Source organism: Bacteroidota bacterium, from assembly GCA_016718825.1.
In the GTDB taxonomy this organism is placed as follows: domain Bacteria; phylum Bacteroidota; class Bacteroidia; order J057; family JADKCL01; genus JADKCL01.
Genome location: JADKCL010000003.1, coordinates 29,146 through 43,272, shown reverse-complemented (window position 1 = coordinate 43,272; position 14,127 = coordinate 29,146). Strand labels below are relative to the sequence as shown.

The 14,127-nt window shown below is 48.8% G+C and carries 12 protein-coding genes and 1 tRNA gene; 7 read left to right on the top strand and 6 right to left on the bottom strand.

Features of this window, described 5'->3' with window-relative positions; translation table 11 throughout:
• Window positions 1-6 precede the first annotated feature (6 nt).
• Window positions 7-261 (bottom strand): hypothetical protein, encoded by a 255-nt coding sequence (locus IPN95_03905; GenBank protein MBK9448550.1) that lies wholly within the window; start codon window positions 259-261, stop codon window positions 7-9.
• 348 nt (window positions 262-609) lie between these two features.
• Here IPN95_03905 and IPN95_03900 point away from each other — a divergent pair.
• Window positions 610-682 (top strand) — tRNA-Gly (locus IPN95_03900).
• 85 nt (window positions 683-767) lie between these two features.
• Here IPN95_03900 and IPN95_03895 read toward each other — a convergent pair.
• A complete protein-coding gene (locus IPN95_03895; GenBank protein ID MBK9448549.1) occupies window positions 768-3,644 on the bottom strand; it encodes a histidine kinase in 2,877 nt (958 codons plus the stop codon).
• 36 nt (window positions 3,645-3,680) lie between these two features.
• Window positions 3,681-4,475, bottom strand: a complete 795-nt coding sequence (locus IPN95_03890) for a response regulator transcription factor (protein ID MBK9448548.1) — start codon at window positions 4,473-4,475, stop codon at window positions 3,681-3,683.
• A 263-nt stretch (window positions 4,476-4,738) separates the two neighbouring features.
• On the opposite strand from IPN95_03890, the gene IPN95_03885 reads away from it, so the two are divergent.
• The 4 genes from IPN95_03885 (at window position 4,739) to IPN95_03870 (ending at window position 8,382) form a co-directional block, all read left to right on the top strand.
• Complete coding sequence (locus IPN95_03885; GenBank protein MBK9448547.1) at window positions 4,739-5,710, top strand: T9SS type A sorting domain-containing protein; 972 nt, start codon at window positions 4,739-4,741, stop codon at window positions 5,708-5,710.
• Window positions 5,711-5,751: 41 nt separating this feature from the next.
• On the top strand, window positions 5,752-7,221 hold the full coding sequence (locus IPN95_03880) for a hypothetical protein (GenBank protein ID MBK9448546.1): 1,470 nt from the start codon (window positions 5,752-5,754) through the stop codon (window positions 7,219-7,221).
• 285 nt (window positions 7,222-7,506) lie between these two features.
• Window positions 7,507-7,908 carry a hypothetical protein gene (locus IPN95_03875; GenBank protein MBK9448545.1) on the top strand — a complete coding sequence of 134 codons (402 nt, stop codon included), beginning with the start codon at window positions 7,507-7,509 and terminating at the stop codon, window positions 7,906-7,908.
• Window positions 7,909-7,980: 72 nt separating this feature from the next.
• Window positions 7,981-8,382, top strand: coding sequence for a hypothetical protein (locus tag IPN95_03870; protein MBK9448544.1), 402 nt, complete (start codon window positions 7,981-7,983; stop codon window positions 8,380-8,382).
• Between the two features lie 262 nt (window positions 8,383-8,644).
• Here IPN95_03870 and IPN95_03865 read toward each other — a convergent pair whose 3' ends face one another.
• Both IPN95_03865 and IPN95_03860 read right to left on the bottom strand, forming a co-directional pair.
• On the bottom strand, window positions 8,645-9,136 hold the full coding sequence (locus IPN95_03865) for a hypothetical protein (GenBank protein MBK9448543.1): 492 nt from the start codon (window positions 9,134-9,136) through the stop codon (window positions 8,645-8,647).
• 166 nt (window positions 9,137-9,302) lie between these two features.
• Entirely contained in the window at window positions 9,303-9,608 is a 306-nt protein-coding gene (locus IPN95_03860) for a hypothetical protein (GenBank protein MBK9448542.1), read from the bottom strand.
• 50 nt (window positions 9,609-9,658) lie between these two features.
• Here IPN95_03860 and IPN95_03855 point away from each other — a divergent pair, with 50 nt between their 5' ends.
• Window positions 9,659-10,435, top strand: a complete 777-nt coding sequence (locus IPN95_03855; protein MBK9448541.1) for a chemotaxis protein CheB — start codon at window positions 9,659-9,661, stop codon at window positions 10,433-10,435.
• Window positions 10,330-13,539, top strand: a complete 3,210-nt coding sequence (locus IPN95_03850) for a response regulator (protein MBK9448540.1) — start codon at window positions 10,330-10,332, stop codon at window positions 13,537-13,539. Before IPN95_03855 ends, IPN95_03850 begins: the two co-directional genes overlap by 106 nt.
• Window positions 13,540-13,701: 162 nt before the next feature.
• Here the strand turns inward: IPN95_03850 and IPN95_03845 are convergent, their stop codons facing one another.
• Window positions 13,702-14,037, bottom strand: a complete 336-nt coding sequence (locus IPN95_03845; protein MBK9448539.1) for a hypothetical protein — start codon at window positions 14,035-14,037, stop codon at window positions 13,702-13,704.
• Window positions 14,038-14,127: the final 90 nt, after the last annotated feature.

The window sequence follows — 14,127 nt, the reverse complement described above, 5'->3', positions numbered from 1 at the left end:
CACGGATCAATGTCTCCAACAAACGCATTCTGAGAAGGGGACGCCACTGACCTTTTTGTAGTGGAGCAGGTCCTGCCGTTCTTGTTCCTCCCAATTGGAAATCGCGGAGGCGCTGCCACAGTTTTCATGTTCATAGACTGTATTGAGGCTGTCGCCGTCATATTGTCCATATTCGGTGCGGCAAGTGGAGCAAACTTGCGTACATCCGACAGCAACGTACGCAAGCAATAAGAGCAATAGGATTCTGAAAATCGATTTCATGAAAGTGTCTCTTCGTAAGGAAAAGATACGGCGAAACCGGCAAAATTCCAAGGATGATTTTCAACGGATTTCCTTGGCGCCGACATCGACGTGATGCCGCGCGTGGAGGCTCTGCTGAAGCGAAAGGTGGAAAATCTCCCCATGAAGCCACGAAGACTCGAAGCGAAATTGTCCTTTGCCTCTCGGATCTTTGCGCCCTTTGCGTCTTTGCAGTTAAAGGCCGGGGCCGTGAAGTGAAAAAAACTGCCTCATTTACAGCGCATTTGGGCATTTATTCGAAAAAACATTGAAATTTTTGCCGTTGGGTGCTTGACATTCCAAAAGACCCCGTTATCTTTGTGTCCCATTGCGAGAGTAGCTCAGCTGGTAGAGCACGACCTTGCCAAGGTCGGGGTCGCGAGTTCGAATCTCGTCTCTCGCTCAAAGTCCGCTTCTAGCGGACTTTTTTGCGTCTTGGAGGTTCCTTTCATCAAGTCCATACATCGTTTCCGACCACATTTGCAGGGCTAACCCTCAAAATGCATCGGCAGCGTAATCTCGACCTTTGTTCCTGCATCCGCTGCTTTGTCGTGAAATTTGATGTTGAAGTACCCAGGATAAAGGCGATTGTAGAGATTGAGCCTGTTGGTGCCGGCCTGCGATGAAAATGATCTATGCGACCCTTCCCTCAGTTTGCTTGAGGCCGCTCTGCCAATTCCGTTGTCGTCAATGGAACAAATCAATGTGTCGATGTTCTTGTCGAAGCTGAAGTTGATTTGGAGTGTCTTTTCACCCTCTTTGTGGAGCAATCCGTGACGAATGGCATTTTCGACGTAGGGCTGAATTAAGGAAGGTGGCAGTTTGATGGAATCCAGCTGGATACCTGACTCGATTTGGATCTTATACAAGAAACGTTCGCCCATGCGTAGTTTTTCAAGTTCGAGGTACAAAGTCAAGCTTTGGATTTCCTCATTGAGCGTGATTGCTTTTAATTCGCTCATTTCAAGCACCATTCGCATCAGCCTGCTAAACTTGCCGAGATAGGTATTGGCATGGAGAATTTCGCCCTTCAAAACGAGAAATTGGATCGACCCGAGCGCATTGAAGATAAAATGCGGATTCATCTGCGCCTTCAAAGAGGTGAGCTTGGACTCCACCAACTGCATTTGCATCAGGTTCCGCCGTCTCAGGTAACGGGCATACAATTTTGCGACCCCAAACGCGCAAAATCCTGCAAAAAACACCAACAGCAGGTAAAACCAAGCTTTTTGCCAGAAAGGAGCGAGAATCGTGAAAGCGTATTCAAAAGTTGGACTTCGAAATCCGTCAAAATTTTGCGCGTAAATATGCAACGTGTAGGTGCCCGGTGGTAGTCCCTTGTATTGCAAAACGGGGTTTTGCGGAAAAACCGTTTGCGCTTCTTTCTCATAATCCGCGAGTTGGACCTTGAACCAATACTTTCCGCGACTTTTGAAATGGATGCCTTGTAGTTTGACAATGAATGCATTGTCGCGATGATCAAATTCGGATGGGGATCGCGTGTCCACTTCCGTGGTCCCATTCAGAATCTGAACACCTTGCAACCTAGGGGCGATGGTGTCGATGACATTCAATGCAAGAGGGATGTTGAGGAGGCCTTGATTTGTGGCAATCCAAATCGTCTGAGCGGCAAAATTCAAGTCTCGGTATTCGTAGTTGCCAGTTGCATGGGTATGAATCGGCCGTGTGAGATGCTCACCATCCAAGCGAATGGAAATGAGACGATCCGCGAGTAAGAGCCAAAGACTGCCCGCGTGAATGCGCATCTGAATCACACGATGGTGGTCGAAATAGGCCGGGTCAAGGAGGCGGATCACGACTTTGTCGGGTCTTAATTGCACAATTCCTTCGTGTTTTGCGGCCATGTAGATGCTGCCTTCATGTGCCGTAACTGCCGTCAGACGAAGGGGTTGCCCGTCCAATTCCACATTCTCGACGCCAGTTTGCGAAAGGAGGAAACTTTGCTTCAAATAACCCAAGAGAACTCGATCACCCACGGCATCGTAGGTGCAAACTTGTGCCCCTTCGTTCGGCAAATTTGGACCCGCAATGACATTTGTGGTATAGGCACCCTGTCGCGCAATTTCTGCCCCTAAATAGTTTGAAAACCAATGATTTGGCAATGGAAGATTTTCTTGATTTCGAAGGATCGTAAAAAATTTCCACGTACGTGTGAGAAAACCGGCGGGCGTTGCTGCGATCGATTTGATGTTCATGTCGCCAATGCGGCGCGGAGCGCGCTCGGCATGGTCCAAATTCCATTCGTAGAAGCCGCCACTCTCGAAATAGATGGTATTTTCTGCTTCATTGAGCCAAGCGACTTGACATTCCTTTTTTGTCGGAAGCTCGTGTAGCCGTTCCATCTGCTGTTGGCCTGCTCGAATCCGGTAAATCGTTCCGACGCCCCAGATATAGGCATTCCCTTGCGAATCGGTTACGATTTTGTCTGGCCTCGTTTGAAAAACGCCAGCTCCGCGTCGATATTCCAAAACTTCAATCTGCGGGACCAACATCAAGCCATCCCCAAGCGTCGAAAACCAATAGTTGCCCTCAATGTCGATTTCTATGTCCGTCACGACATGTTTGGAAAAGAAGGGTGCTGTATTTTTAGGTGTGAAAACGCCGCAAAAGGATCCGAAGTAGTAGCCTTGGTTGGTGGGCAGAACCTTGGTAATCTGGCAATTGGTGCGAAAATGCGGTGGCATGACTGGAAATTGCTGGAGTTGCAGGTTTTTATCCACCTGAAAGGGTTGTGAATCTCCAATTCGGGAAAGCCAAACTGCTCCTGCAACCGAATAGCGCATCCAATTTCCTGGCGGTAACGCGGTTTGGGCCCCTGTTTTGACCTGAAAGACGGCGTAATTGCTCATCACGACGGAATCATTCAAAATGTAAAGCAATTGATGGCGCCGATCGGCTTCCAAAAGAACTTTTGGATTGCGACCCAAAAGGTCTGCTTCCACCATTTTGGACGCGGTCAGATAATACAGTCGGTCGCCGAGGATGCGATAATCCACCAATCCAGAGAAAACAGGGAGTGGAAGCAGGCTGTCACCGCGTGCAAGGAACAGGCGTCCGTCAAACGTGCGGCAATACATGCCTGTTTTTTCGTGTTCAAACAGTTGTGTGATCCCTGTTTCCTCGTTGCGGGGTGCCCGAAGTTGTGCAAAATGGGTGCCGTCAAACCTGACCAACCCGCGATCAGTTCCCAACCACAAGTGGCCGTCGCGGCTTGTTTCCAGTTCGTAGATTTGGTTGCTGGGCAGGCCCTCGCCAATGCCATAGTTAAAGTATTGAGGGTCTTGGGCTGTCAACCGCAACGTGGACAGTAGCAACAGTGGCCCGATCAAGACCCATTTTTTCATTTGTGGGCCCCAATCCAGCTTCCTATTACGCGGCGTTTAGCTGCCATTGCCCAATCGAATTGTTTTGACTGTATCTTCAAACCATTGCTTTTTGTCTCTCGCAATGCGCAAGGTAGCACCGGAAGCCATATTTACCAGACCTTCGCCGCGATGGTAGTTCAAAATGAAATCGGAATTCACCAAATGCGAACGATGGATCCGGAGAAAATGGTCGTGTTTGCAAAGGATATCTTCAAAGACCTTGATGTTTTTGCTGATGAAGATTTGGGATTTGTCTTTGAAGAAAATGCGGGTATAAACGCCTTCCGCTTCAAAGTACTCAATGGTTTCGATCTCCACGAATGCCAAACCGTCCGAAATCGGCAAGGCAATTTTTTTGAGCTTCTCAGATTCGACATTTTCCCGTACGGCCGACATCTTTTTGATGATCAGCTCCTTTTCCTGCTTGATGCTGGCCTTTTTGACTGCTGCCACAAGCGCATCAGCCTCGATCGGCTTCAGCAGGTAATCCACGGCGCTGACCTCAAATGCTTTGATTGCATATTGGCTGTAGGCAGTGGTGAAAACGACGCTGAATTCCGGTTCGGGAATGAACTTGAACAAATCAAATCCGCTGTAAACGGGCATTTCAATGTCCAAAAAAACGATGTCAGGCTTGAATTTGTGAATCGCCAAAACGCCTTGCGGAATGGAGCGACAGGATTCCATCACCTGTACTTCAGGACAGCCAACTTGCAAAAGCATCGCCAAAGCTGCCGCTGAATTTTCTTCATCCTCAATGATAACCGCCTTAAATGTCATGTTTTCTCCTGATGCACAATGATAAGACATCGTGGGCCGTTCCTCCAAACATGAATTAACGAATGGTGGCTTTGAGTTAACGAGCGGTAGCCATCAACCGCAAAGGGTGGGTATCACCATCGTTCCTTTGCCGAAATCCACGGTTGGTTAATTGAAACGCACGTTTGGTTAGATGAGCATAGGTGGAGGATTCGCTAAGGTTAATCTTTGTCCACGAGTTTGGCTTAAGGAGACGCTCACGCAGATTCTGAGCCAAGTCGCGGTCAATTTTTGAATCATTCACTGTTATTATTATGAAAAAAATACTACTCATTTTTTTAGCTTTCGTTGGAATCAGCCTTGGAGCCCAAGCGCAGATCGATTCTGGATTGGTGGCCAAATACTACTTCAATTCTGGCGATGCCAATGACGAGGTTGGGACCAACGACGGAACGGTAACGGGTGCCACGATCGCTACCGACCGTTTTGGAAACAGTGACATGGCCTATAGCTTTGATGGGATGGACGATCACATCGACTTTGGCGATTCATCCGAGTTTCAAATGGGCACTGGTGACTTCGCCGTATCAGTGTGGGTCCATTATACTTCTACGCAGTTTGGCGCTATTTTCAGCAAAAGAGATGGCGGCAACGGGAACTACAATCAATACTATCTTGCCGTCCTGGCCGATCCCCTGTTTGGGGGCGCGAGCAAGAACCTTTGGTCCTATGAGCGTTGCAGTTTCAGCAATAGCAGGGCCATTTCTGGCGGCGACATCAGTGGAAGCTGGAAGCATGTCGTGGTTGTCCATGGTCATCTCGATAGCACGATCATCTATGTCGATGGACAATACGTCTCTCATGATACCACGGATTTCGGTGGCAACTTCAACATCGTCGGTCGTCCCTTTGTCTTGGGTTATCTCTCCGAAAGCAACAACGCCTTTTTCTGGGGCTCCATCGATGACGTGCGCGTTTACAGGCGCAAACTTTCGGGGTCAGAGATTGACTCCCTGTACAATGAAGCCAACCCTGTGGCCGTCGGTATGGCAGAGAACAATGAAAACCTCAGTAGCCTTGGCATTTATCCCAACCCAGCCGGTTCTACGCTTCAAATCCATGTCGCTCAACCTTCAACGATCGTGCTCCTCAACATGCTCGGCCAAGAATTGAAGCGATTGAATGTTGAAAATGAAGCATCCGTGGATGTCTCGGGTTTGGACGCTGGAATCTACTTTGTGCGCGACGTGACCACTGGAAAAACTGTCAAGTTCAGCAAGCAATAAGCCTTGAAACCTTTATTGGACTTGGTAAATTGAATCAGAAGATGAAGAAAATTAAGGTTTTATTGCTCGCATCGGCTTCGATGATTGGAATCAGCAACTTTGCATTCGCCCAAATCCAAAAAGGCACGGACCTAGAGGGAGATTCCGAAAATGACTTTGCAGGTTACGCGGTAAGCATGCCTGATGCAAATACGTTGGCGTTTGGTGCTCCTTACAGTGATGCAAACCTCCCTGATGCCGGATATGTGAGAATACACCATTGGAACGGAAACGCATGGGTACAAAAAGGTACAGACATAAACGGCGAAGCGATGGGGGACATTTCTGGCTATGCTTTAAGTATGCCAGACTCCAATACGATCGCAATCGGGGCACCCAATAGTGATGAAAATGGCTCAAATTCAGGACAGGTAAGGATTTTTTCATGGAACGGCAGCGCGTGGGCGCAAAAGGGAGTTGACATCGCGGGCGCCATCACAACTGACAAATTCGGAACATCTGTCTCAATGCCTGATGCCAATACCGTAGCTGTTGGTGCACCTTTTCACAATGGAATAGGCAAGGTGTATGTTTATACCTGGAATGGTACCGCCTGGCTGTTACGTGGGGATGCGATTTGGGGTGAAGGACAAAGTGACCAAGCCGGATGCGCCGTGAGTATGCCTGATGCCAATACCCTTGCCATCGGTGCATTGGCGAATCAAGGCACGAACGGAACTGCAGGTCACGCACGCATCTTCAAATGGAATGGTAGCGGTTGGATTCAAAAAGGGTCCGACATTGATGGTGAAGTTGCCTATGACTATTTTGGAAATGCTGTAAGCATGCCCGATTCAAACACGGTGGCAATTGGCGGGCCCCAAAATGATAACACCAATGGGGTTGATGCTGGTCATGTGCGCATTTATGATTGGAATGGCAGTACATGGTTGCAAAGAGGGATCGACATCGATGGCGACGCATCAAGCAACGGCCTAGGCTCATCGATCAGTATGCCCGATGCCAATACCATCGCAGTCGGAGCTCCCTATTATTCCAGTGAATCGGGCCAAGTGCAAGTTTTCAGGTGGAATGGCAGTAGCTGGATTCAAGATGGCGTAGACATTACAGGAGAAGCAACCGGGGATTTTTGTGGCACTTCCGTCAGCATGCCCGATGCCAATACCATGGCCGTTGGAGCGCCCGAGAACAACGGTGCTGCACTGAGTGCTGGCCATACAAGGGTTTTTACCTTTGCTCCAGTCACAGGCTTTGCGGAAACGATCGATCGCACTGGTCTCAACATTTACCCCAACCCTGCGGGTTCCATGCTTCAAATTCAGGTAATGCATCCTTCCACCATCGTGGTGCTGAACATGCTCGGCCAAGAATTGACACGCTTGGAGATTGAAAATAATCTGGCTTTGGACGTGAACAGCTTTGAACCGGAATTTATTTCGTGCGTGACATGGCTACGGGCCAAACAGTCAAGTTCAGCAAGCTATGAAGTTGGAATGAAATCCGATCATTGAATTCGGAGGGTGGAAAATGGAAATCCCATTGTCCACCCTCCGTTTTTTCGCATTCTCCAAGCCAAAAGTAGCAGATCAAGACAAAAAGGAACGATGGTCCCACAATCGCCAATAGATTCATTAGCCGAAAGCCACGGTTGGTTAGTTCAAAGGCACGGTTGGTTAGATGGTTCGCTGTAGACTGCAAGCCCAAGCGCACTTTTGTATATGACCGAGGCTGAATGGCGTGCGAATGCGCATTCTGGACAAAATTCGGCCAGTTTTTGAACCATTAATCTTATTCGTATGAAAAATATCATTGCTTTTTTCACGCTCCTCCTGCTTTTCGGAACTGCCATTGGCCAGAACCAATTGCAAAACGTATTCATCCACCTCAGTACCAACGGTGACCAAATCGAAGTGGATGTGATCCTTGCAGGTCCGGGTGCGCAGCAAATCCAAGACTTGGATGTGACCTTTACGCCTCAATGCCGCATGTGCGGCCAAACGATTGTCCCGATGAGTCCTTCGTCAGGCAACCAATGGGCCGGAGGCGGATTGGTGAGTCCTACTGCGGAATTGGATCGCGGAGTTATCCGCATAGAACATGCAAATGGAAATGTCTCCGAATGGGGATTTTTGTTTCAACTTGGAACTGGGACAAGATCAAGTTCTTCACAGGCGAATTCCAAGGCAGAATTGCTCTGATCAGTCGTCTCAATCACCTACAATAGGATTTGCAACCAGCTTCTCAAGAAATTTTGACCAAGGATTATTCGTATGAAAAACATCATTGCTTTTTTCACGCTCCTCCTGCTTTTCGGAACTGCCATGGGCCAGAACCAATTGCAAAACGTATTCATCCACCTCAGTACCAACGGTGACCAAATCGAAGTGGATGTGATCCTTGCAGGTCCGGGTGCGCAGCAAATCCAAGACTTGGACGTGACCTTTACGCCACAATGCCGCATGTGCGGCCAAACGATTGTCCCGATGAGTCCTTCGTCAGGCAACCAATGGGCCGGAGGCGGATTGGTGAGTCCTACTGCGCAATTGGATCGCGGAGTTATCCGCATAGAACATGCCAATGGAAATGTTTCCGAATGGGGATTTTTGTTTCAGCTTGGTACCGGGACAAGGACCACTACCGGGCAAGCGAGCACCAAGGCAGAATTGCTCTGATCAGTCATTACCCCCAAGAAACGAGAATGGCATGTATTGAATTGGGCTGATGCGCTGTTCATTTGGGAGGAAAGGTGTTCACCTTTGCCGGAGTAGGACGCTTCGAACCGCGAGTTCGAATCTCGTCTCTCGCTCAAAGTCCGCTTCTAGCGGACTTTTTTGCGTTTTGGAGGGTGGGATTTGGAAACGTTTTTTGAGATTCCCAGCGAATTAAGAAATTCCGAACGTATCACCTCAGCCAAATGAAGCCTACAATTTGACGTCAAAGTCGTACAACGGAACTGCCTTTCCGCCACCACTTGACCTGCTGCATGGCCTTGATTTCTTCCTCTACCTTGGGCGTGGTGCGCTTGCAGATGCTCGTGCTCAGGAATTTGGGCACTTCCCATGGGTTTGAATGGTATCGGTTGTCCCAATCTGCATAGACGATGTATTCGCGCTGCAATTCGAAGGGAAATCCGCAGGCACAACAGCCACGACTTGTGGTTACAGTGACCGATTTTTGCCGAATTTTCCCTTTGTAAATCGCTTGAATATCAAAGGTGTACTCGGTGAAGTTGAAATAATGCGGTTGTCTGGATTTGTTTTCGTGATCGGGCACCTTGAGGATCCTTTCGGCGACAACGGTACCTCGGAAAATGATATCCGTCTCCCGAACGGCTTCTTTCATGCTGAAGGGAGAAGCGCAGCTGCAGGCAAATACCGGCCCGCCAAGTCCAAAAAGCCAAAGTATCAAGAAAGAAGGTGTTTTCATCAGGCTGTAAAGGAAAGTGCAAGTGTATATCGGTTGATCAACGGATTCAACGGTTTTGAGGAGAATAAATTTACGAAATTTTGCAATCCAGTCCTTCGATCATGCTGCGAATTTCGATTTTGCTAATCCAATGAAAGGAAGGTTGTTATTGCCTCACGACTTGAAATCACTTTTCCTCTTCAGTCGCAACAAACTTCCGCATGACTTCCATCATTTTTCCTAGGAATGCGCCTTCAAAAAGGGGTATCTTTGAGAGTAGGATTTTTTTCAATCGAAAGTTCTTGAAAATGAGGGCGTTTAATGAGGAAGATGAAGGGAACGATACCGCCCGACAATGTGCATCAAATTTGTTGGCTAATGCACTGTATGCTTGATCATCAGTCGATTTCAACATTTGCCAATCCTTCAGATACGCTCCGCTTGCGTACTGCCACCCTTCTTGAATTTTAGGCGTTCCGCGATTGGTTTGCATTCCCCAAAATGGGCAAGATGCCGCATGAATTGTCTCACAACCCGTGATTTATGAAATCCGAAACCACACCCGAAATAAATTCGACCAGCCTTGAGCCTTCGGCCAACCTTTTTCCCGTGGTGGGTATCGGCGCATCTGCCGGCGGATTGGATGCCTTTAAAAAACTCCTCAAAGCGATTCCGGAAGATTCCGGCATGGCCTACGTGCTCGTACAGCATTTGGATCCTAGCCATGAAAGCATGTTGCCTGAGCTCTTGCAAAAGGTGACGCGGATTCCAGTTTTGGAAATCACCCACGATGTGAAGGTGGAACCCGATCATATCTATGTGATTCCCAGCAACAAAATCATGATCGCCACCGATGGGGTTTTGTTGCTTGCTCCGCGCCCACCCAAACAGAAGCTCGATCCAAACATGCCGATTGACCGGTTTTTCTGCTCTTTGGCAGAGGTGCATCAGGCCCATGCCATCGGCGTTGTGCTTTCTGGAACGGCCACCGACGGCACGCTCGGCCTCAAAGCGATCAAGGACCACGGGGGATTACCCTTGCGCAAGACGAAGCATCCGCCGCGTTTGAAGGAATGCCACAAAGTGCGGCACAGGCAGGTGTGGTCGATTTTGTGCTGCCGCCCGATAAAATCCCAGCCAAAATCCTCGAAATTACCAAAAGCCTGGCTGGGCGCGGAGATCTCCAATTGCATCAACAAATCGAAAAGGAGGAGATGTTTAAACAAATCACGTCCTTGTTGCGGATCAAAAAGGGAACGGATTTTACCTACTACAAGCAAACGACGATTCAGCGCCGTATCCTTCGCAGAATGGCATTGACCAACAACGAAGAACCTGCGGCCTATTTGAAGTTTTTGCGCGAAAACAAGCAGGAAGTCGATACGCTGTACCAAGACCTGCTCATTCCCGTCACATCCTTTTTTCGTGACCCCAAAAGCTTTGCAAATCTCTGCGAATCGATTTTTCCGCAGATCATCAGCAACAATCCCCATGGGGAAACCATTCGTGTTTGGGTGGCAGGATGCAGCACGGGCGAGGAAGCCTATTCCATCGCGATCTGTATCAGGGAATTTTTGGGGGATAGCCGGCAGCGCGTCCAGATTTTTGCCACAGACCTCAGCGAAATCGCCATTGCAAAGGCGCGAATCGGTATCTATTCCAAAAACGAATTGAAAAATGTCTCCTTTGAGCGTTTGGAAAAGTATTTTACCAGGACCAATGGCAGCTATCAGGTCAACAAGGTACTCCGTGAAGCTTGCGTTTTTGCCGTTCACAACTTCGTCAAAGACCCACCCTTTGGCAAGATTGACCTGATCAGTTGCCGCAATGTGCTCATTTACATGGAGCCTTACCTGCAAAAAAAGGCGTTGACGACGTTTCACTATTCGTTGAATCCCAAGGGCTTTCTGTTGCTGGGCAAGTCGGAGACTACCAGCGGCGTGCCTGAGCTGTTTGCTCCCGCCGTCAAGGGCGACAAAATCTTCACGCGTAAACCCGGACTCGGCAAATTCATGCATGTGGCGACAGAACGCAGCGAACAAAACCTGAGTCAGTCAGATTCCAACGCCCAAAATGAGTATGTCCGCACCGATTTTCAGAAGGTGGCCGACGACATCATGCTGAGCAAATACACCCCTGCAGGCGTGGTGGTCAATGAAGCGATGGACATCGTGCATTTTCGGGGGAAAACAGGCAGCTATTTGGAGCAGGGAGGCGGCAAGCCCAGCCACAACCTTTTCAAAATGGCCAAGCATGGCTTGGCATTTGAGCTGCGTAACCTCATGCACAAATGCAAAAAACAAAACGGCGTTGTTGTCAAGGAGAGCATTCCGCTTGAGGAAAACGGGCGGGTACGCAATATTGCCATTGAAGCTTCGCAGCTCCCCAATATCAGTGAACCACACTATTTAATTCTCTTTTTGGAGCGGGAAACGATGCCGACCGACGGTCGATACATCCTTGAAAGTGGTGCTGAGGTCAATTCGGCATCTTCCAAACGGAAGAAAAATGCGAGCGATTTGCGCATTATGCAACTGGAGCAGGAGCTTGCAGAGGCACGCGAGGATATGCGTAGCATCACCGAGGCGCAAGAGGCAGCCAATGAGGAGCTCCAAAGTGACAACGAAGAGCTGCTCAGCGGAAGCGAAGAATTACAGAGCCTCAACGAGGAACTTGAAACCAACAAGGAGGAACTTCAAAGTACCAATGAGGAACTGACCGTCGTGAATCAGGAGATCATCAATCTCAATGAGCAGGTGACCGAGGCGCGCGATTTTGCGGAGGCCATCAACGCCACCATTCACGAGCCGATGCTGATCTTGGACGGCAACCTCCGCATCAAGTCAGCCAACAAGTCATTTTACCGGCTGTTTCAATTGCAAGCCAGGGACGCCGAAGGCGTCAACCTGTTTCAATTGGATCAGAAGCAGTGGAATATTCCCAAACTGCGTGAACTGTTGGAGGAGATCATTCCCAAAAATTCTCATTTCGATGATTTCGAACTAACGCAGGACTTTCCTGGAATCGGCGAAAAAACGCTGATGATGAATGGGCGCTTGCTGTTGCAAAAGACCAATCAGGAACAGCTGATCCTGCTTGCCATGCACGATGTCACCGAGGTGCGGCGATTGGCGCTTGAGCTAAGCAATCAAGAAAAGCGTGGGTTGCTGGAACAGCTTGAAATCGAGACCAATGCAAAGAAAAATATCGAAATGGTCAATGCTGAATTGGTCATCGAAAAGGGAATTGCGGAGCACAAAACAAAGGTCGCCGAAGACGCGGTCAAGACAAAGCAGCAATTCCTTTCCAATATGAGTCATGAGATCCGAACGCCGATGAATGCCATCATTGGATTTACCAATGTGGTACTGAAAACGACCTTGGATGACAATCAAAGGGAATACATCGGTGCCATCAAGTCATCAGGCGATGCCTTGATCGTCCTGATCAATGACATCTTGGACCTCGCAAAAGTCGACGCCGGCAAAATGACATTCGAAGAGAAGCCCTTCAACCTGTCGGATGCCATTTCGGCCATGCTTCAATTGTTTGAGCACAAAATCAAGGAGAAAAATCTGGAACTCTCCCATGATCTTGATCCCCGAATTCCGGCGCTTATCGTGGGCGATCCGATGCGGCTGCGGCAGATCATCCTCAATTTGATGAGCAATGCGGTTAAGTTTACGACGAAAGGTCATATCGCTTTTTCTATTCGGCTGTTGGAGGAGACCTTGGACCATACTTCCATTGAATTTGCGATTTCGGATACTGGAATCGGCATTTCCGATGATCGATTGCAGCATGTTTTCAAAAATTTCGAGCAGGCGCACATTGAAACCACGAGTTCCTATGGCGGAACAGGGCTGGGATTGGCCATTGTGAAACAACTGGTGGAATTGCAAGGTGGCTCCATCTTTGTGAGAAGCGAAATCGGTAAAGGTTCCACGTTTGGCTTTATCCTGAATTTCGCAAAGGCCAATTTGAAACCCGGTGACGCAACGCCGCATGCCCTGGAGATTCGGAAGCCCAATGGCAATACCTCCAACGCAATCCGCCCCGTAAGAATTTTGGTGGCCGAAGATGTTGCCTTGAATCAACTGCTCATCCGCATCATCATTGCCGATTTCGGGTTTGACCTTGATATCGCCGCGAATGGGAAAATCGCCATCGAGATGCTCAAGCAAAATGAATATGACGTCGTCTTGATGGACCTGCAAATGCCAGAAATGAATGGCTTTGAAGCGACGGGTTATATCCGCGGCACAATGCATTCCACGGTTCCCATCATTGCCCTGACCGCAGACGTCACCCCGATTGACATCGAGCGCTGCAAGGAAATCGGGATGAACGACTACGTCTCCAAACCGATTGACGAGAAGGTTTTGTATTCCAAGATATTGCATTGTCTGCAATCACGGGCATAAGGGTGATTCATGGTTGTTTGCCACACGTGTTGCAGCTTGGCCGAGCGATGCGAATTACAACCGAAAGTGGGTTTTTATGTTCTATGCCTTGACCTGCAATTTTGACCGGGTATCTGCCCAATGTTCCTATTGGGCGGCATTTTCACTTGTCCAAACAAAAACCTATTCGTTGTCTGCCAAGGACACCCAAGTGTAATCTCCGTTGTTCTTGACATCCTCCGTTGCCCACGAGACGCTAAACGGCTGTTTGGAAGGACTCAACTGCTTGAGCACCTTGATAAATTTTGTATTCCCTTGATCGTCCAAAACTTCGGCAGCGAGCGCATCTTTTTGTACGCCGTAGCCGATCAGCATCGCCACGGTGAGGTTGATGTCTCGGTAGGTGACACCCTTGCCGATGAGCGCAAAGCCGTCGGACTCCCGGATCGTAAATCCGCCCTTGAAATCGGCATCCGGATCCAAAAAAAGGCCAAAAGGAAGTGTGGTATCGGGGCGCATAGTGGTACTCTCAGCGCTTTGTGGCGCACATGATGTAAGTGTATGGATCGCCAACGTGAAAAACGCAAGCACAAGAAATTGGAAGCCCCA

What these genes read in the sequence shown, in the direction of transcription:
- IPN95_03865 (MBK9448543.1), bottom strand. Translation starts at nt 9,136, where the DNA reads ATGAAAACACCTTCTTTCTTGATACTTTGGCTTTTTGGACTTGGCGGG.
- IPN95_03880 (MBK9448546.1), top strand. Translation starts at nt 5,752, where the DNA reads ATGAAGAAAATTAAGGTTTTATTGCTCGCATCGGCTTCGATGATTGGA.
- IPN95_03860 (MBK9448542.1), bottom strand. Translation starts at nt 9,608, where the DNA reads ATGCAAACCAATCGCGGAACGCCTAAAATTCAAGAAGGGTGGCAGTAC.
- IPN95_03895 (MBK9448549.1), bottom strand. Translation starts at nt 3,644, where the DNA reads ATGAAAAAATGGGTCTTGATCGGGCCACTGTTGCTACTGTCCACGTTG.
- IPN95_03885 (MBK9448547.1), top strand. Translation starts at nt 4,739, where the DNA reads ATGAAAAAAATACTACTCATTTTTTTAGCTTTCGTTGGAATCAGCCTT.
- IPN95_03855 (MBK9448541.1), top strand. Translation starts at nt 9,659, where the DNA reads ATGAAATCCGAAACCACACCCGAAATAAATTCGACCAGCCTTGAGCCT.
- IPN95_03845 (MBK9448539.1), bottom strand. Translation starts at nt 14,037, where the DNA reads ATGCGCCCCGATACCACACTTCCTTTTGGCCTTTTTTTGGATCCGGAT.
- IPN95_03870 (MBK9448544.1), top strand. Translation starts at nt 7,981, where the DNA reads ATGAAAAACATCATTGCTTTTTTCACGCTCCTCCTGCTTTTCGGAACT.
- IPN95_03850 (MBK9448540.1), top strand. Translation starts at nt 10,330, where the DNA reads ATGTTTAAACAAATCACGTCCTTGTTGCGGATCAAAAAGGGAACGGAT.
- IPN95_03890 (MBK9448548.1), bottom strand. Translation starts at nt 4,475, where the DNA reads ATGTCTTATCATTGTGCATCAGGAGAAAACATGACATTTAAGGCGGTT.
- IPN95_03905 (MBK9448550.1), bottom strand. Translation starts at nt 261, where the DNA reads ATGAAATCGATTTTCAGAATCCTATTGCTCTTATTGCTTGCGTACGTT.
- IPN95_03875 (MBK9448545.1), top strand. Translation starts at nt 7,507, where the DNA reads ATGAAAAATATCATTGCTTTTTTCACGCTCCTCCTGCTTTTCGGAACT.